This window comes from Streptomyces sp. NPDC048171 (assembly GCF_043202655.1).
Taxonomy (GTDB): Bacteria; Actinomycetota; Actinomycetes; order Streptomycetales; family Streptomycetaceae; genus Streptomyces.
Window position 1 is genome coordinate 946336 of sequence record NZ_JBIDAU010000001.1, and the last position, 17466, is coordinate 963801.

Annotated in this window: 16 protein-coding genes and 1 pseudogene; 10 read left to right on the plus strand and 7 right to left on the minus strand. The window is 71.5% G+C overall.

Annotation, left to right across the window (positions count from 1 at the left end):
- Positions 1-83 precede the first annotated feature (83 nt).
- Entirely contained in the window at positions 84-338 is a 255-nt protein-coding gene (locus tag ACGF3J_RS04220) for a hypothetical protein (protein WP_161326102.1), read from the plus strand.
- Between the two features lie 34 nt (positions 339-372).
- Here the strand turns inward: ACGF3J_RS04220 and ACGF3J_RS04225 are convergent, their stop codons facing one another.
- From ACGF3J_RS04225 to ACGF3J_RS04235, 3 genes are all read right to left on the minus strand, one after another.
- The gene (locus ACGF3J_RS04225; RefSeq protein ID WP_161326101.1) at positions 373-1449 is read right to left on the minus strand and encodes a S1C family serine protease; all 1077 of its coding nucleotides are present in this window, start codon (positions 1447-1449) and stop codon (positions 373-375) included.
- A 76-nt stretch (positions 1450-1525) separates the two neighbouring features.
- Positions 1526-2227 carry a methyltransferase domain-containing protein gene (locus ACGF3J_RS04230; protein ID WP_161326110.1) on the minus strand — a complete coding sequence of 234 codons (702 nt, stop codon included), beginning with the start codon at positions 2225-2227 and terminating at the stop codon, positions 1526-1528.
- Between the two features lie 83 nt (positions 2228-2310).
- Positions 2311-2982, minus strand: coding sequence for a DUF3043 domain-containing protein (locus ACGF3J_RS04235; protein WP_161326109.1), 672 nt, complete (start codon positions 2980-2982; stop codon positions 2311-2313).
- Between the two features lie 234 nt (positions 2983-3216).
- On the opposite strand from ACGF3J_RS04235, the gene ACGF3J_RS04240 reads away from it, so the two are divergent.
- From ACGF3J_RS04240 to ACGF3J_RS04260, 5 genes are all read left to right on the plus strand, one after another.
- Positions 3217-4008: a PspA/IM30 family protein gene (locus ACGF3J_RS04240; RefSeq protein WP_272924084.1), complete on the plus strand. Its 792-nt coding sequence runs from the start codon at positions 3217-3219 to the stop codon at positions 4006-4008.
- 23 nt (positions 4009-4031) lie between these two features.
- Positions 4032-4316, plus strand: coding sequence for a hypothetical protein (locus ACGF3J_RS04245; protein ID WP_125494732.1), 285 nt, complete (start codon positions 4032-4034; stop codon positions 4314-4316).
- Positions 4317-4477: 161 nt separating this feature from the next.
- Positions 4478-5707 carry a histidine kinase gene (locus tag ACGF3J_RS04250; RefSeq protein ID WP_161325904.1) on the plus strand — a complete coding sequence of 410 codons (1230 nt, stop codon included), beginning with the start codon at positions 4478-4480 and terminating at the stop codon, positions 5705-5707.
- A complete protein-coding gene (locus ACGF3J_RS04255; RefSeq protein WP_122620512.1) occupies positions 5704-6387 on the plus strand; it encodes a response regulator transcription factor in 684 nt (227 codons plus the stop codon). Before ACGF3J_RS04250 ends, ACGF3J_RS04255 begins: the two co-directional genes overlap by 4 nt.
- A 156-nt stretch (positions 6388-6543) precedes the next feature.
- On the plus strand, positions 6544-9666 hold the full coding sequence (locus ACGF3J_RS04260) for an efflux RND transporter permease subunit (protein ID WP_161325903.1): 3123 nt from the start codon (positions 6544-6546) through the stop codon (positions 9664-9666).
- Positions 9667-9767: 101 nt separating this feature from the next.
- Here ACGF3J_RS04260 and nadA read toward each other — a convergent pair whose 3' ends face one another.
- Positions 9768-10952: a quinolinate synthase NadA gene (gene nadA / locus ACGF3J_RS04265; protein WP_161328449.1), complete on the minus strand. Its 1185-nt coding sequence runs from the start codon at positions 10950-10952 to the stop codon at positions 9768-9770.
- A gap of 244 nt (positions 10953-11196) precedes the next feature.
- Here nadA and ACGF3J_RS04270 point away from each other — a divergent pair, with 244 nt between their 5' ends.
- Positions 11197-11553, plus strand: coding sequence for an iron-sulfur cluster assembly accessory protein (locus ACGF3J_RS04270; RefSeq protein ID WP_122620514.1), 357 nt, complete (start codon positions 11197-11199; stop codon positions 11551-11553).
- A gap of 92 nt (positions 11554-11645) precedes the next feature.
- Here ACGF3J_RS04270 and ACGF3J_RS04275 read toward each other — a convergent pair whose 3' ends face one another.
- Both ACGF3J_RS04275 and ACGF3J_RS04280 read right to left on the minus strand, forming a co-directional pair.
- Entirely contained in the window at positions 11646-13166 is a 1521-nt protein-coding gene (locus ACGF3J_RS04275; protein WP_161329739.1) for a hypothetical protein, read from the minus strand.
- Between the two features lie 92 nt (positions 13167-13258).
- Positions 13259-13468: a hypothetical protein gene (locus ACGF3J_RS04280; protein WP_125494738.1), complete on the minus strand. Its 210-nt coding sequence runs from the start codon at positions 13466-13468 to the stop codon at positions 13259-13261.
- Positions 13469-13600: 132 nt separating this feature from the next.
- On the opposite strand from ACGF3J_RS04280, the gene ACGF3J_RS04285 reads away from it, so the two are divergent.
- Positions 13601-14575 (plus strand): carbohydrate kinase family protein, encoded by a 975-nt coding sequence (locus ACGF3J_RS04285; protein ID WP_122620517.1) that lies wholly within the window; start codon positions 13601-13603, stop codon positions 14573-14575.
- Between the two features lie 60 nt (positions 14576-14635).
- Here the strand turns inward: ACGF3J_RS04285 and ACGF3J_RS04290 are convergent, their stop codons facing one another.
- Positions 14636-16018, minus strand: a complete 1383-nt coding sequence (locus ACGF3J_RS04290) for a cysteine desulfurase/sulfurtransferase TusA family protein (protein ID WP_161329740.1) — start codon at positions 16016-16018, stop codon at positions 14636-14638.
- Positions 16019-16319: 301 nt separating this feature from the next.
- Here ACGF3J_RS04290 and coxB point away from each other — a divergent pair, with 301 nt between their 5' ends.
- The gene (gene coxB / locus ACGF3J_RS04295; protein WP_161329770.1) at positions 16320-17279 is read left to right on the plus strand and encodes a cytochrome c oxidase subunit II; all 960 of its coding nucleotides are present in this window, start codon (positions 16320-16322) and stop codon (positions 17277-17279) included.
- Positions 17276-17466 (plus strand): annotated as a pseudogene (locus ACGF3J_RS04300) (cytochrome ubiquinol oxidase subunit I); the annotation flags it as partial. The gene coxB and the pseudogene ACGF3J_RS04300, both read left to right, overlap by 4 nt.

Genomic DNA, 17466 nt, shown 5'->3' on the forward strand with positions numbered 1-17466 from the left:
CCCGCTCAGCGCATAGGCTGCGGTCGGAGGCCGGACCAAGATCCGGCTTCCGCTCTGCAGGTGCTCACATCTTGGAGGCGTACATGGCGGCATGGACGTGGCGGTTCGAGACGGCCGGCGGGACGGAGGTCCAGCCCGCGGTGCAGCCCGAGGAGTTCACCACGCAAGGGGACGCCGAGTCCTGGATCGGGGAGTACTGGCAGCAGCTCAAGGAGGGCGGCGCGGACCAGGTGCGGCTCTTCGAGGACGCCACCGAGATCTACGGCCCGATGAGCCTGCACGCCGAGGGTGCCGAGACCACCGAGAGCGCCGAGGCCTCGGAGGCCTCGGAGGCGTAGGCGCGGGGAGCGGGCGGGGGCGGCCGCGCCCCCGTCACTGCTCGCCCAGCGTCACCTCGGCGGTGCGTTCGTCGCCGTCCCGGGTGTAGGTCACCTTCGTCCGGTCGCCCGGCGCCATCGACGCCAGAGCCTCGGCCAGGGAGGTGATGGTGGTGATGCCGGTGTCCCCGACCCTGACGATGACGTCGCCGGGACGCATCCCCGCGTCGTCCGCGGCCCCGCCGTCGCTCACCTCGACGACGGCCACGCCCGCGGGCCGGTAGTCGTCGTCGACGACCGTACGGGCGGTGATGCCCAGCGCCGCCCGGCCCGAGTCGGTGACCCGGCCGTCCGCGACGATCTGGTCGGCGACCGTCCGCACCATCGACGCCGGGATCGCGAAGCCGATGCCCGGTGCCGCGCTGTCGCCCATGCCCGGGTCGGTCGCCGCCAGTGTCGGGATGCCGATCACCTGGCCGTCCAGGTTCACCAGGGCGCCCCCGCTGTTGCCGGGGTTGATGGCCGCGGACGTCTGCACCATGTTGGCGATGGTCGCGCCCGTGCCGCCCCCGCTGCTGCCCTCCGTGACGGTCCGCCCGGTCGCCGACACGATGCCCTGCGTCACGCTGGAGGACAGGCCGAGCGGCGAGCCCATCGCCAGCACGATCTGCCCGACGGCGACCTTCGCGGAGTCACCGAAACGGGCCGTCTTCAGTCCGTCCGGCAGCCGCTCCAGCTTGATCACCGCCAGGTCCTGCTCGGGGTAGGAGGAGACGAGCCGCGCGGCCAGGGCGCCCTCGCTGCGGGCCGTCGTCACCCGGAAGGACTCGCGGTCCCCGACGACGTGCGCGTTGGTGACGACGTGCCCCTTGTCGTCGTACACGACCCCCGACCCCAGCGAGTCGCCCGCCTGGATCTGCACGACCGACGGCAGGACGTCCTTGATCACCCGCTCGTAGTCGGCCTGGAGGTCGTTGGCCGCGTGCGGCGCGGCGGCCTGCGCCGTGTCGCCCTCCCGTGCGCCGTCGGAGCCCCGGCCGGATCCGGAACAGCCGGTCACCAGCAGCAGGGCGCAGGCCCAGGCGGCGAAGGCACCGAGCCGACGTGGCACACGGGTACGGGAAGCGTCCATGCCCCGAGTCTCACCGCGCACCCCGGCGGCGGCTTCCGGTGAACACCCGAACGGGCGCCCGGCAGGCGCGCAGGCCCTAGCCGCGCACTCCGCACAGATGCAGCAGCGCCGCCGTCCCGCGGTACGGGTCCGTCCGGCCGGCCCGCTCCTCGGCGGCCAGCAGGGGTTCGAGATCGGCCGGGGGAGCGGTCTCGTCGCTCGCCGTGTCCGTGAAGACCCGGACGCCGTACCAGACGTGCAGCGGGGCGCCGATGCTCGCGAGCTTCGCCGTCAGCGTCGCCAGCCGGTCCGCGCGCACCTCGAGGCCGAGGCGGTTCCGGTAGTTCGTGGTGTCGAAGGCGGCCAGCGCACCGGCCCAGTCGCCGTGCAGTCCCGGGCGCATGGCGAGCGCGTCGCCGTTGCGCACCAGGAGCGACAGCAGGCCGCCCGGAGCGAGCATCCGGGCCAGCCCCGCCAGCAGCGGATCGGGTTCCTCGACGTACATCAGCACGCCGTGGCAGAGCACCACGTCGAAGCTGCCGGGCAGGAAGTGCACGCCGGTGTCCCGGCCGTCGCCCTCGACGATCCGCATCCGCTCCCGGATGCCCTCCGGCTGCCCGGCCAGCGCGTCCCGCGCCGCGGCGATCATCGTGGCGTCCCGCTCCACGCCGGTCACCTGGTGCCCGGCCCGTGCCAGCCGCAGCGCCTGGGTGCCCTGGCCCATGCCGACGTCGAGCACCCGCAGGCGCCTGCCCACGGCGAAACGGCCGGCTATCTGCTCGTCCAGCTGTCGCGCCACCATCTCCTGCCGTACGACGTTGCGCAGACCCGGCAGTCCCGCTGTCCAGGTCCGGGCCGCGTCACCGGCGAACGGCGTCGTGCTCAGGGCCGCTCTCCGCGCTTGACCTGGGGCTTGGGCAGCCGCAGGCGACGCATCTGGAGCGACCGCATCAGGGCGTAGGCGACGGCGCCGCGCCGGCGCTCGTCGGGGAAGCGCTCGGCGAGGCGCTTCTTCAGCCGGACGCCGGTGACGATCGAGTCGAGCACGATCAGCACGATCACGACCAGCCACAGCAGCAGCGCGACGTTCTGCAGCGAGGCGACGCGGACCATGCTCAGCACGAGAATGATCACGGCCATCGGCAGGAAGTACTCCGCGATGTTGAACCGCGAGTCGACGAAGTCGCGCGCGAACCTGCGGACCGGACCCTTGTCGCGGGCCGGCAGGTACCGCTCGTCGCCCTTCGCCAGCGCCTCGCGCTGGCGCGCCATCGCGGTCCGCCGCTCCTCGCGCTGCCGCTTGGCGGCGTCCTTGCGGGTCAACGGCGTACTGGCGACGCTGCGGCGCTGGGACTGGGCCACGCTGCGCTTGGGCGTGGGCCTGCCCTTGGGGGCCTGCGGGTCACGGGGCTGAGTGGAGTCGGTCACCGGCGCGCTGGCGCTCTGGGCCTTCTCATCCTTGGCACGGCTACGGAACACAAAACCCAAGGGTACGGGGTGCGGGGGTGTGGACCCCAGTCCGGTGGGGAACGATCCGGCAACGCCGGTCGTCAGTAAGGGGACAGAGCGGACGTTGCGTACGCCCTCGGACACCGGTCATTCCGGACAACCCCGGGGAGCACCTACTCCTTGCGCCGGATCGGGAGCGTACGCAGTCGTCCTTGGGGATGAGCGCATCCGTCCCCGAACAGTGCGGTAATGGATGCAGGGCCCGTACTGTGGGTTCTGTTGCAGTCGCTGGATCCGGAGTCGGCCAGAAGGGGGCGCGCGAAGCCCATGAGCGGTGTCATGAAGCGTATGGGGATGATCTTCCGCGCGAAGGCCAACAAGGCCCTGGACCGGGCCGAGGACCCGCGCGAGACTCTCGACTACTCGTACCAGAAGCAGCTGGAGCTGCTGCAGAAGGTGCGCCGCGGGGTCGCCGACGTGGCGACCAGCCGCAAGCGCCTGGAGCTGCAGCTCAACCAGCTCCAGTCCCAGTCGGGCAAGCTGGAGGACCAGGGCCGCAAGGCACTGGCGCTGGGCCGTGAGGACCTCGCCCGCGAGGCGCTCTCCCGCCGGGCCGCCCTCCAGCAGCAGGTCACCGACCTGGAGACGCAGCACGCCACCCTCCAGGGCGAGGAGGAGAAGCTCACCCTGGCGGCCCAGCGGCTCCAGGCCAAGGTGGACGCCTTCCGCACGAAGAAGGAGACCATCAAGGCCACCTACACGGCGGCCCAGGCGCAGACCCGCATCGGCGAGGCGTTCTCCGGCATCTCCGAGGAGATGGGCGACGTCGGCCTGGCCATCCAGCGGGCGGAGGACAAGACCGCCCAGCTCCAGGCCCGGGCCGGCGCCATCGACGAGCTGCTCGCCTCCGGTGCCCTCGACGACCAGTCCGGCATGCACAAGGACGACATCCAGGCCGAGCTGGACCGGCTCTCCGGTGGTACGGATGTAGAGCTGGAGCTCCAGCGCATGAAGGCCGAGCTCGCCGGTGGCGGCACCGCCGACCGGCAGGCCATCGAGGGCGGCGAGGGCCAGGGCACAAAGCAGTCCCAGCAGCAGCCGCAGGACACTCCGCGCTTCGACAAGCAGTAGCCCACGCGCCTAGGAGGGCCGACATGATCGTACGGATCATGGGGGAGGGACAGCTGACGCTGGCCGACGACCGGCTCGCGGAGCTGGACAAGCTGGACGACGAGCTCCTGGCCGAAATGGAGAACGGCGACGGCCCCGGCTTCCGCGCCACCCTCCAGGCCCTCCTCGCCAAGGTCCGCGACCTCGGCGAGCCCCTCCCCGAGGACTCCCTGGAGCCGTCGGACCTCATCCTCCCCTCCCCGGACGCCACCCTGGAGGAGGTCCAGGAACTGCTGAGCGACGACGGCCTCATTCCGGGCGGGGCGTGAATTCTCGGATTCCGGCCCGCCCGGATGCTTTCAGCCCGTCCGGCGTTTGAGGACGAGGCCGTTCAGGCCGAAGCGGGGTCCGGGGGCGCAGCCCCCGGGAGACGCCCACTGAACGCGGGCCCGCTCAAGAGCCACGCCCACTCCAGCTACCGTAAACAGCCGTGAGCACCCTCGCCCGCGCCCGCTGCACCCTCGGCGCCCACCCCTCCGCACTGGACACCGCCCTCGCCGCGGCGGTCCTGGTGTGCATGGTCGCGGGCTCCTTCGCCGACCCGCACGGCCCGGAGGGCGTCACCTGGAGCCTGCGCACGCCCGCCGTGCTCAGCCTGGTCCTGATCGCCGTCGGCGCCGCCGCCCTCGCCTTCCGCCGCCGCGCCCCGCTGGTGGTCCTCGGCGTCACCGGCTCCGTCTCCGTCGTCGAGAGCATCACCGGCGACCCCCGCGCACCGGTGGTGATGTCCGCCGTCATCGCCCTGTACACCGTCGCCGCCTCCACCGACCGCCCCACCACCTGGCGGGTCGGCCTGCTCACCATGACGGTGCTGACCGGCGCCGCCATGCTGTTCGGGCCGCTGCCCTGGTACGCGCAGGAGAACCTCGCCGTCTTCGCCTGGACCGGCATCGGCGCCAGCGCCGGTGACGCCGTCCGCAGCCGCCGCGCCTTCGTGCAGGCCATCCGGGACCGGGCCGAGAAGGCCGAGCGCACCCGTGAGGAGGAGGCCCGCCGCCGGGTCGCGGAGGAGCGGCTGCGCATCGCCCGCGACCTGCACGACGTGGTCGCCCACCACATCGCCCTGGTCAACGTCCAGGCCGGGGTCGCCTCGCACGTCATGGACAAGCGCCCCGACCAGGCCAAGGAGGCCCTCGCCCACGTACGGGACGCCAGCCGCAGCGCGCTGGACGAACTGCGGGCCACCGTCGGGCTGCTCCGTCAGACCGGCGACCCGGAGGCACCGACCGAACCGGCTCCCGGCCTCGACCGCCTGGACGAACTCGTCGGCACCTTCCACCACGCCGGGCTCTCCGTCGAGGTGGCCCGCGCCGACCAGGGCACCGAACTGCCCGCCGCCGTCGACCTGGCCGCCTACCGGATCATCCAGGAGGCCCTGACCAACGTCCGCAAGCACGCGGGACAGCGGGCCAAGGCCGAGGTCAGCGTCGTACGGGTGGGGCCGAACATCGAGGTGACCGTTCTCGACGACGGAACCGGCGACGGAACCGGGGACGGCACGGCACCGGACAGCGGCGGCCACGGCCTGCTCGGGATGCGCGAGCGCGTCACCGCCGTGCGCGGCACCCTCACCACCGGTCCCCGCTACGGAGGGGGCTTCCGGGTCCATGCGATCCTTCCGGTCAGAAGCCGCACCGAAGCCGCGGAGGACCCCGTATGACGATCCGTGTCCTGCTCGCCGACGACCAGGCGTTGCTGCGCAGCGCCTTCCGGGTGCTGGTCGACTCCGAGCCCGACATGGAGGTGGTGGGGGAGGCGTCCGACGGCGCGGAGGCGGCGCGGCTGGCCGCCGAACGGCGGGCCGACGTGGTGCTGATGGACATCCGGATGCCCGGCACCGACGGCCTCGCGGCCACCCGCCTGATCAGCGCAGACCCCGCGCTCGCCCACGTCCGTGTCGTCATACTGACCACCTTCGAGGTCGACGACTACGTGGTGCAGTCGCTGCGCGCGGGCGCCTCGGGCTTCCTCGGCAAGGGCTCCGAACCGGACGAGCTGCTCAGCGCGATCCGCGTCGCGGCCGGCGGGGAGGCCCTGCTGTCGCCGACCGCCACCAAGGGTCTGATCGCCCGCTTCCTCGCCCAGGACGGCACGGCCGGGGAGGACGGCGACCCCGCCCGCGCCGAACGGCTGGAGACGCTGACCGGACGGGAACGCGAGGTACTGGTCCAGGTCGCCGGCGGGCATTCCAACGACGAGATCGCCGAGCGGCTCGAGGTCAGCCCGCTCACCGTGAAGACCCACGTGAACCGGGCCATGGCCAAGCTGGGCGCCCGCGACCGCGCCCAGCTGGTCGTGATCGCGTACGAGTCCGGGCTGGTACGTCCAAGGGTGGAGTGACCTCTACCCGCGTGTACTGCGGCGGCAGTAGGCGCCGGATAAGGAAATGGACCTGCGGGCTAGGGAACCGGGGCCGCCCATGGCCCAGGGTGTTGGAGTGGGCGTACAGACGTGCCCCGTCCCCTCCGCTCGGCCACAGAAGAGAGACCCTGACCCATGTCCTGGCTGTCGAGATTCAGCCTCGCGCAACGGGCCCTGATCGGGCTGATGTCGATCGTCGCGCTCGTCTTCGGGGCGATCGCGATCCCCCAGCTCAAGCAGCAGCTGCTGCCCACCATCGAACTGCCCATGGTGTCCGTGCTCGCGCCGTACCAGGGCGCCTCGCCGGACGTGGTCGAGAAGCAGGTCGTCGAGCCCATCGAGGACAACCTCGAAGCCGTCGACGGGATATCCGGCGTCACCGCCACCGCCAGTGAGGGCAACGCAGTCATCATGGCGTCCTTCGACTACGGCCCGAACACCCAGCAGCTCGTCGCCGACGTCCAGCAGGCCGTCAACCGGGCCCGCGCGCAGCTCCCCGACGACGTCGACCCGCAGGTCATCTCCGGATCGACGGACGACATCCCGACGGTCGTCCTCGCCGTCACCTCGGACGAGGACCAGCAGGCGCTGGCCGACCGGCTCGACAAGACGGTCGTCTCCGAGCTGAAGGACATCGACGGCGTCGCCCAGGTCACCGTCGACGGCGTGCGCGACGTCGAGGTCACCGTCACGCCGGACCCGGCGAAGCTGGCCGCGGCCGGGGTGAGCCCGCAGGTGCTCGCCCAGTCCCTCCAGGCCGGCGGCGCCACGGTGCCCGCGGGCTCCTTCGACGAGGGCGGCGCCAACCGCACCGTGCAGGTCGGCGGCGGCTTCACCTCGCTCAAGCAGATCCAGGACCTCATGGTCACCGGCGAGGGCGTCGACAAGCCCGTCCGCCTCGGTGACGTCGCCACCGTCAAGGAGGAGGAGGCCAAGGCCGATTCCCTCACCCGCACCGACGGCAAGCCGTCCCTCGCGGTCGCCGTCACGATGGACCACGACGGCAGCGCGGTCGCCATCTCGAACGCCGTCGAGGACAAGCTGCCCGACCTGCGCGAGCAGCTCGGTTCCGGCGCGGAACTGACCGTCGTCAGCGACCAGGGCCCGGCGGTCTCCAAGGCCATCTCCGGTCTGACCACGGAGGGCGGACTCGGTCTGCTCTTCGCCGTCCTGATCATCCTGGTCTTCCTGGCCTCCATCCGCTCCACCCTGGTCACCGCGGTCTCCATCCCGCTGTCGGTGGTGCTGGCGCTGATCGTCCTGTGGACGCGCGACCTGTCGCTGAACATGCTGACGCTGGGCGCGCTGACCATCGCCATCGGCCGGGTCGTCGACGACTCGATCGTGGTCCTGGAGAACATCAAGCGGCACCTCGGCTACGGCGAGGAGCGCCGGGAGGCCATCCTCCAGGCCGTCCGCGAGGTCGCCGGAGCGGTCACCTCCTCGACCCTCACCACGGTCGCCGTGTTCCTGCCGATCGGTCTGGTCGGCGGCATGGTCGGCGAGCTGTTCGGCTCCTTCAGCCTCACCGTCACCGCGGCGCTGCTGGCGTCCCTGCTGGTGTCGCTGACGGTCGTCCCGGTGCTGTCGTACTGGTTCCTGCGGCCCCCGAAGGGCACCCCCGAGGACGCCGCCGAAGCCCGCAGGCTGGCCGAGGAGAAGGAGGCCAAGAGCCGCCTCCAGCGCTTCTACGTCCCCGTCCTGCGCTTCGCCACCCGCCGCCGGCTGACCAGCGTGGCCATCGCGGTCGTCGTGCTGATCGGCACGTTCGGCATGGCGCCGCTGCTGAAGACCAACTTCTTCGACCAGGGCGAGCAGGAAGTCCTCAGCATCAAGCAGGAGCTGAAGCCGGGCACCAGCCTCGGCGCGACCGACGCCCAGGCGAAGAAGGTCGAGAAGCTCCTCGGCGACACCGAGGGCATCAAGGACTACCAGGTCACCATCGGCTCGTCCGGCTTCATGGCCGCCTTCGGCGGCGGCACGGACACCAACCAGGCGTCGTACCAGATCATGCTGGAGGACTCCGCGTCCTCCGAGGACGTCCAGGACCACATCGAGGACGGGCTCGCGAAGCTCGACGGCATCGGCACCACCACGGTCGCCGCCGGTGACGGCTTCGGCAGCCAGGACCTGAGCGTCGTCGTCAAGGCGGCCGACGCGAAGGTGCTCCGGGACGCCTCCGAGCAGGTCCGCAAGACGGTCGCCGGCCTCGACGACGTCACCGACGTCACCAGCGACCTGGCGCAGAGCGTGCCGCGCATCTCCGTCAAGGCCAACGCCCGTGCCGCCGAGGCCGGTTTCACCGACCAGACGCTCGGCGCCGCCGTCGGCCAGGCCGTGCGCGGCACGCCCGCGGCCAAGGCGACCCTGGAGGACACCGAGCGCGACGTGGTGATCCGGTCGGCGCGGCCCGCCGAGACAATCGCCGAGCTGAAGGCCCTGAACCTCGGTCCGGCCAAGCTCGGTGACATCGCCAGCGTGCAGGTGGTGGACGGTCCGGTCTCGATGACCCGGATCGACGGCCAGCGCGCGGCGACCATCACCGCCAAGCCGACCGGCGACAACACCGGCGCGGTCAGCACCGACCTCCAGTCGAAGATCGACGCGCTGGACCTGCCGGCCGGCGCCACCGCCGAGATCGGCGGCGTCACGGCGGACCAGGACGAGGCCTTCGTCAACCTGGGCCTCGCCATGCTCGCGGCGATCGCGATCGTGTTCATGCTGCTGGTCGGCACCTTCCGGTCGCTGGCCCAGCCGCTGATCCTGCTGGTGTCCATCCCGTTCGCGGCGACCGGCGCGATCGGCCTGCTGATCGCCACGGGCACCCCGATGGGCGTCCCGGCGATGATCGGCATGCTGATGCTGATCGGCATCGTGGTCACCAACGCGATCGTGCTGATCGACCTGATCAACCAGTACCGCAAGCAGGGCTACGGCGTGGTCGAGGCGGTCGTCGAGGGCGGCCGGCACCGGCTGCGGCCCATCCTGATGACGGCCCTGGCGACGATCTTCGCCCTGCTCCCGATGGCGCTGGGCGTCACCGGTGAGGGCGGCTTCATCGCCCAGCCGCTCGCGGTGGTCGTGATCGGCGGCCTGGTCACCTCGACCCTGCTGACCCTCCTGCTGGTCCCGACGCTCTACGCGATGCTGGAACTCCGCAAGGAGCGGCGCGCGAAGAAGCGGGCGGCGAAGAAGGGCGGCGGCGACGTGCCGCCGCAGGCGGCGGCTTCGGACGAGCCGGAGCCGGCGAAGGTCTGAGACAGCTGGAAACGGCTGAGGCCCTGCCCGACACCGGAGGTGTTCGGGCAGGGCCTCAGCCGTGAGTGACAGTTCGGGCGGGCGGGGTGGGACGGAACCCGCTACGGCAGCGCCAGCATCCGCTCGAGCGCCAGCTTCGCGAACGCCTCCGTCTCCGTGTCCACCTCGATGCGGTTGACCAGCGTGCCCTCGGCCAGTGACTCCAGCGTCCAGACCAGATGCGGCAGGTCGATGCGGTTCATCGTCGAGCAGAAGCAGACCGTCTTGTCGAGGAAGACGATCTCCTTGTCCTCCGCAGCGAAACGGTTCGCCAGCCGCCGGACCAGGTTCAGCTCGGTCCCGATGGCCCACTTGGAACCGGCCGGGGCCGCCTCCAGGGCCTTGATGATGTACTCGGTCGAGCCCACGTAGTCCGCCGCCGCGACGACCTCGTGCTTGCACTCGGGGTGCACGAGGACGTTCACCCCGGGTATGCGCTCGCGCACGTCGTTCACCGAGTCGAGGCTGAAGCGGCCGTGCACCGAGCAGTGCCCCCGCCAGAGGATCATCTTCGCGCCGCGCAGCTCCTCGGCGGTCAGCCCGCCGTTCGGCTTGTGCGGGTTGTAGACGACGCAGTCCTCGAGCGTCATGCCCATGTCCCGCACCGCGGTGTTGCGGCCCAGGTGCTGGTCGGGCAGGAACAGCACCTTCTCGCCCTGCTCGAAGGCCCAGTCCAGGGCACGCTTGGCGTTGGACGAGGTGCAGATGGTGCCGCCGTGCTTGCCGGTGAACGCCTTGATGTCCGCCGACGAGTTCATGTACGAGACGGGCACGACCTGCTCGGCGATCCCGGCCTCGGTCAGCGCGTCCCAGCACTCGGCGACCTGCTCGGCGGTGGCCATGTCCGCCATGGAGCACCCGGCGGCCAGGTCGGGCAGGACCACCTTCTGGTCGTCGGAGGTCAGGATGTCGGCCGACTCCGCCATGAAGTGCACACCGCAGAAGACGATGTACTCGGCCTCCGGGCGCGCGGCCGCGTCCCGGGCCAGCTTGAAGGAGTCACCCGTGACGTCGGCGAACTGGATGACCTCGTCGCGCTGGTAGTGGTGGCCGAGGACGAAGACCTTGTCCCCGAGCTTCTCCTTGGCCGCGCGGGCGCGCGCGACCAGGTCCGGGTCGGAGGGCGAGGGCAGGTCGCCCGGGCACTCCACGCCGCGCTCGCTCCTCGGGTCGGCCTCACGGCCGAGCAGCAGCAGGGCGAGGGGCGTCGGCTGTACGTCGAGCTCCTGGGTTTGGGCGGTGGTCACGACACGCACCCTTTCTACTTTTCGTCTAACTGACGCTATATATCATAACCGCTTCACGTCAGTTTGACGATGCCGATTGTGTCGGTGTGACGTGAATCCCGGTGCCGCTTAACGTGTGCGGGGGCGTGTGCGAGCATGAAGGGAACGCCGAGGACAAAGACTCGGGCCCGCCCGGAATGAATCCGCGGCTCCGCCGGTTGTAACCGTCGGCAAGCAGTCTCCGTACAACCCGGGAGAGATGTAGATGTCCGTATCGGACGAGTCCACCACCGTCACCGACGGCATCATCGTGACCGACGCCGCCGCGGCCAAGGTCAAGGCCCTGCTCGACCAGGAAGGCCGTGACGACCTCGCCCTGCGCGTCGCCGTCCAGCCCGGCGGCTGCTCCGGCCTGCGCTACCAGCTCTTCTTCGACGAGCGCTCGCTCGACGGCGACGTGGTGAAGGACTTCGACGGCGTCAAGGTCACCACCGACCGCATGAGCGCCCCGTACCTGGGCGGCGCCACCATCGACTTCGTGGACACGATCGAGAAGCAGGGCTTCACGATCGACAACCCGAACGCGACGGGTTCCTGCGCCTGCGGCGACTCCTTCAGCTGAGCCGCGCGGCACACGCGCACGCGACACGAAGAGGGCGGCGGCCCGGGGAGAGAACCCCGGGCCGCCGCCCTCTTCCGTTCACGCGCCGGGTGTCACCGGCCCCCGGACGGCGCCGGCAGCCGCGCGCCGGGCTTGTGCAGCGGGACCTTCTCGCCGTCCGCGTCCACGACCTTCCGGTCGCCGAGCGGTTCGTCGAGCCGCACCGTGCGCTCGTACTCCTTGGCGATCAGGATGCACACCTTCTCCGGATGCGGGGTCTCGGTCACCGTCACGGTCACCTTCCCGCCCTCCTCCTCGGCCTTCGCCTCGTAGTCCGCGCACACCCCGCCCGTGAAGTGCGCGGTCAGCTCCCGGCCCTCGGTCGTGTAACCGTTCACCCGCACGTCCCTCGGTTCGCCCGGCTTCGAGGTCGGCTTGTCGGACGGGGACGGCGAGGCCGGGGCCGCGGTGGTCAGGTACTTCGGCTCGACCGCCGGATACGTGACCGTGGAGCTGTCCTCGGCGCCCGGCGCGCGCACCTCGAACAGCCAGGAGGGCACCAGCGTCTGCCGACCCCGCACCGGATGCGCGGCCAGACCGAACACCGCGTCCTCGACCGTGACCGTCTGCTTCCCGGGCTGCTCCGGTGAGCCGGTCGGCGGCGCGCACGGCGTGTCCGCACCGTCCTCGTGCGGCACCGGGCTCGCGCAGCCCCCGATGCCCCCGACGCCGGGCCCGGAACCGCCGCCCGGCGAGTTCAGCAGCGCCAGCGCCTCCTTCGCGTCCAGGACGGGGTACGTGTCCCCCTTGACCGGCGCCTTGACCTGCCCGCTGCCGCCGACCACGTCGCCCTGGGCGCCGACGACCACGCCGGTCGTCCAGCCGTGCGTGGGCAGCCCGCCGACCTCGGGCTCGGCGTTCACGGCCCGCCGGGCGCCCATGACCTGGCCCGCGTCCAGCTTGGCGTCGTCCTGGCCCAGCGCCTTCATTACCGGCGCCGCCGCCTTCTTCGCGGCCGCCTCGCTCACCGGGCCCGCGTCGGCGGACGGGGCCCGGCACACGGCGCCCTTCTTGCAGTCGTCGGTGCCGGGTGCGTAGCGGTGGAACGTCCAGGTGCCGGGCGCCTGCGTGGTCACCGTCAGCAGGGGCCCCGAGCCGTCCTTGGCGTTGCCGACCTTCCAGGCCCCGCCCTGGACGCGCGGTGCGCCCGCCACCCCGAGCGCCTCGGCCAGCCGGGCCACCTCCGCCTCGGTGACCTCGCCCTTCGTCCGGTACACGGGCGCCGAGCCGGGCCCCTCGGGGAGGGAGCCGTCGGCGCGGTAGGTGACGCCGTACGGGTCGGGCTCACCGGGCGCGATGCCGTTCGTTCCGTCCGTACCGCTGCCGGGGGACGCCCCGTGGTCGTCCAGGGCCAGCGGCGGGGGAGTGTCGTCTCCCGACGCCCCGGACGCGGTACCGCCGTCCGGGTCGCCGTCGGAGGCGGACGTGGCCAGGTAGGCGCCACCCGTGCCGACCAGCAGCACGGCGGCGGCGACCGACGCGACGACGACCGCGGAGGGACGCCGTCGCGCGGGACGCCCGGTGCCGGCCTCGTCGGCGGCGGTGCCGTCGTTGTCGGGTCGCTCGCTGTTCACCGCATCGCTCCTTCAGCTGTTACCGGGGACAGCGATGGGACGCGGTGGGCGGGCATCCGGTTCCCGGCGACGGCGCGCGTCGCCCGGACGGCTCAGTCGCCGTAGTCCGACATCGCCTCCAGCAACCGGGCCGACGTCTGCGGCACCCGGACGCCGTGCAGCAGCGAGACGGGCACCGGACGGGTGGCGACGTGAGCCGGGGCCGACCAGCGCGGGGTCATCCGGGCGCAGTCACCGCGCAGCGACGCCAGGTCGCCGTCCAGGTCGGCCGGGGCGGGGTCGGCGGTCCTCAGGTTCGTCATAACAGAACCGTAGGCACGTCACGGACCGCGAAGAAAGTTGTACTACCGGGTAGTTTTGCCTGCTTCGATCGGGAGACGGTCCCGGGTAGCGTGAACTGTCAACCCGCCTCCCCTCAGGAGAGAGTCCACGCCGTGCGCATCGCAGTCACCGGCTCCATCGCCACCGACCACCTCATGACCTTCCCCGGCCGATTCTCCGACCAGCTCGTCGCGGACCAGCTGCACACGGTCTCGCTCTCCTTCCTCGTCGACCAGCTGGACGTACGCCGGGGCGGCGTCGCCGCGAACATCGCCTTCGGCATGGGCCAGCTCGGCATCCGCCCGATCCTGGTCGGCGCGGCCGGCTCCGACTTCGCCGAGTACCGCGCCTGGCTGGACCGGCACGGCGTCGACACCGGCTCGGTGCGCATCTCGGAGACCCTGCACACCGCCCGCTTCGTCTGCACCACCGACGCCGACCACAACCAGATCGGCTCCTTCTACACGGGCGCGATGAGCGAGGCCCGCCTCATCGAGCTGAAGACCGTCGCCGACCGCGTGGGCGGCCTCGACCTGGTCTCCATCGGCGCCGACGACCCGGAGGCGATGCTCCGGCACACCGAGGAGTGCCGCGCGCGGTCCATCCCCTTCGCCGCGGACTTCTCCCAGCAGATCGCCCGGATGAACGGCGACGAGATCCGGATACTGCTGGACGGGGCGACCTACCTCTTCTCCAACGAGTACGAGAAGGGGCTCATCGAGACCAAGACCGGCTGGACGGACGAGGAGATCCTCGGCCGCGTGGGGCACCGCGTCACCACCCTCGGCGCGCGGGGCGTGCGGATCGAGCGGGCCGGCGAGGAGACCATCGAGGTCGGCGTGCCCGACGAGGAGCGCAAGGCCGACCCGACGGGGGTCGGCGACGCCTTCCGGGCCGGGTTCATGTCCGGACTGGCGTGGGGCGTTTCGCTGGAGCGGGCGGCGCAGGTGGGCTGCATGCTGGCGACCCTCGTCATCGAGACGGTCGGTACACAGGAGTACCAGCTGCGGCGCGGGCACTTCATGGAGCGGTTCACCAAGGCGTACGGGGACGAGGCTGCGGAGGAGGTCCGGGGGCGGCTGGGCTGATCGGCCGGGTGCGGGTCGTGGAGGGCTGGGCGCGCAGTTCCCCGCGCCCCTGAAGCGACCTCACCTGATCCGGCGGACCAAGTAAGCCGTTCCTCTTTCCGCCCGCTCCTCGCCCACGTACTCCTGGCCCCGCATCTCGCACCACGCCGGGATGTCCAGGCGGGCCGCCTCGTCGTCGGAGAGGACGCGGACCGTGCCGCCGACGGGGACGTCACCGATGACCTTGGCCAGTTCGATGACCGGGATCGGACAGCGGCGGCCGATGGCGTCCACGACGAGGTCCGCCCCGGTCTGAGGGGCGGACTCCGCGGCCGTCGGCGCGCCCAGCCTCTCCCGCACCGCGGCCACCGTGCCCGACAGCACCTCCAGGAACCGCTCGACGTCCTCGGCGGGCGTGCCCGGCGGCAGCGACACCCGGACGTTGCCCTCGGTGAGCACGCCCATCGCCTTGAGGACGTGGCTCGGCGTCAGCGTGCTGCTGGTGCAGGACGACCCGGACGAGACGGAGAAGCCGGCCCGGTCCAGCTCGTGCAGCAGAGTCTCCCCGTCGACATAGAGACACGAGAAGGTGACGATCCCGGGCAGCCGCCGCACCGCGTCGCCGACCACCTCGACGTCCGGCACCAGGCCGGGCACCCGCGCCCGGATCCGCTCCGTCAGCTCCCGCAGGCGGGCCGCCTCCTGCGCGGCCTCGGCCCGCACCGCCCGCAGCGACGCCGCGGCGGCCACGATCGCCGGGAGGTTCTCGAACCCGGGCGCCCGCCCCGACTCCCGCTCGTCCGCAGCCCCTTGCGGCGCGAACCGCACCCCCTTGCGCACGACCAGCAGCCCGACCCCCGAGGGTCCGCCCCACTTGTGCGCGCTGGCCGTGAGCAGCGACCAGTCACCCGGCACCTTCCCCCAGCCCAGCGACTGGGCCGCGTCCACCAGCAGCGGCACACCCGCCGCCCGGCAGACCTCCGCCACCTCCGCCACCGGCTGCTCGGTGCCGACCTCGTGGTTGGCCGACTGGAGGCAGGCCAGCGCGGTGTCGTCGGTCAGGGCCGCCGCGTACGCCGCCGGATCCACCGCGCCCGTCCGGTCCACGGGCACCTGAGTGACGGTCCCGCCGCTCCGCTCCGCTTCCTCCGCCGCATGGAGTACGGAGGAGTGTTCGACGGCAGACACGATCAGGTGGCGTCCGACGCGCCGCCGCCCCGCGAGCGCACCCGCCACCCCTGAATGCACCGCCCGCGTCCCCGAAGGGGTGAACACCAACTCGTCCGCCCGGCACCCCACCGCCTCCGCGGCGGCCTCGCGGGCGGCGTCGAGCAGCAGCCGCGCCCGCCGCCCCTCCCGGTAGAGCCGCGCAGGATCGGCCCACCCCTCGTCAAGAGAGGCCAGCAGCGCCTGCCGGGCAACGGGATGAAGGGGAGCAGCGGAAGCAGCGTCAAAGTAGGCCACACGCACACGCTATGACGTGCGGCAGGGCGTCGCCGCCAAGGGGCGCGGGGAACTGCGCGACAAGCCACGACGCACCGCAAGCCGCCGAACGACCCCCGCCCCCCCACCCGCGTAGGCACCCCATCCCACCCTTAAAGAGTGACCCCCGGCGCGTATGCCACCCTCCCCGCGACCCCCCGGAGGGCGTCGGCTAGGGTTTGGTCCGCATAAACATCAAACCCCTGCCCGACGCAGGGCGGCGACCGACCAGCGAGAAGGCCGCAGCCGAACAGCGCGGGCGAGACTCTCGGGAAGGCGCTACGTGAGTCCCAACGGCTCCGACCGCTCGCCGCGGCGCCCGATGCGGCGGAAGCTGCTGCAGGCACTGACCGCGGGCCTGGTCCTGGCGACCGCCACAGGTTGCACATACGAGGACTTCCCCCGCCTCGGCTTGCCCACCCCAACCACGGAAGAGGCTCCGCGGATCCTCTCCCTGTGGCAGGGATCCTGGGCTGCCGCGCTGGCCACCGGCGTGCTGGTGTGGGGCCTGATCCTGTGGAGTGTGTTCTTCCACCGGCGCAGCCGCACCAAGGTCGAGGTCCCTCCACAGACCAGGTACAACCTGCCCATCGAGGCGCTGTACACCATGGTTCCGCTCGTCATCGTCTCGGTGCTGTTCTACTTCACCGCGCGTGACGAGTCCGAGCTCCTGAGCCTCAAGAAGAAGCCCGACGTCACGGTCAACGTGGTCGGCTTCCAGTGGAGCTGGTGCTTCAACTACGTCGAGAGCGTCAACGGTTCCTCCGGTGACGCCAAGACCTCCGAGGAACTGTCCGCCATCCCGGACCGGTTCAAGGAGGACTTCCCGGCGAACGCCGGCGGCACCTACGACTGCGGTACCCCGAGCACGCGGAACCCGCAGACGAACAACCCCGGTCCGACCCTCGTGCTCCCCAAGGGCAAGACGGTTCGCTTCGTCCTGACCTCGCGTGACGTCATCCACTCCTTCTGGGTGGTGCCGTTCCTCATGAAGCAGGACGTCATTCCGGGCCACACCAACGCCTTCGAGGTGACCCCCAACAAGGAGGGCACCTTCCTCGGCAAGTGCGCCGAGCTGTGCGGCGTGGACCACTCCCGGATGCTGTTCAACGTGAAGGTCGTCTCCCCGGAGCGCTACGAGCAGCACCTCCAGGACCTCGTGAAGAAGGGGCAGACCGGTTACGTTCCCGCAGGCATCGCGCAGACGAGCCACGAGAAGAACCGGGAGACGAACAACCTGTGAGCATCCTCAACGAACCCCAGGGTGCCTCGGCAGCGGAGGACTCGTACGAGAACGAGCTGCCGGTACGGCGCAAGCAGCCCGGCAACGTCGTGATCAAGTGGCTGACGACCACTGACCACAAGACGATCGGCACGCTGTATCTGGTGACGTCGTTCGCGTTCTTCTGCATCGGCGGCGTGATGGCGCT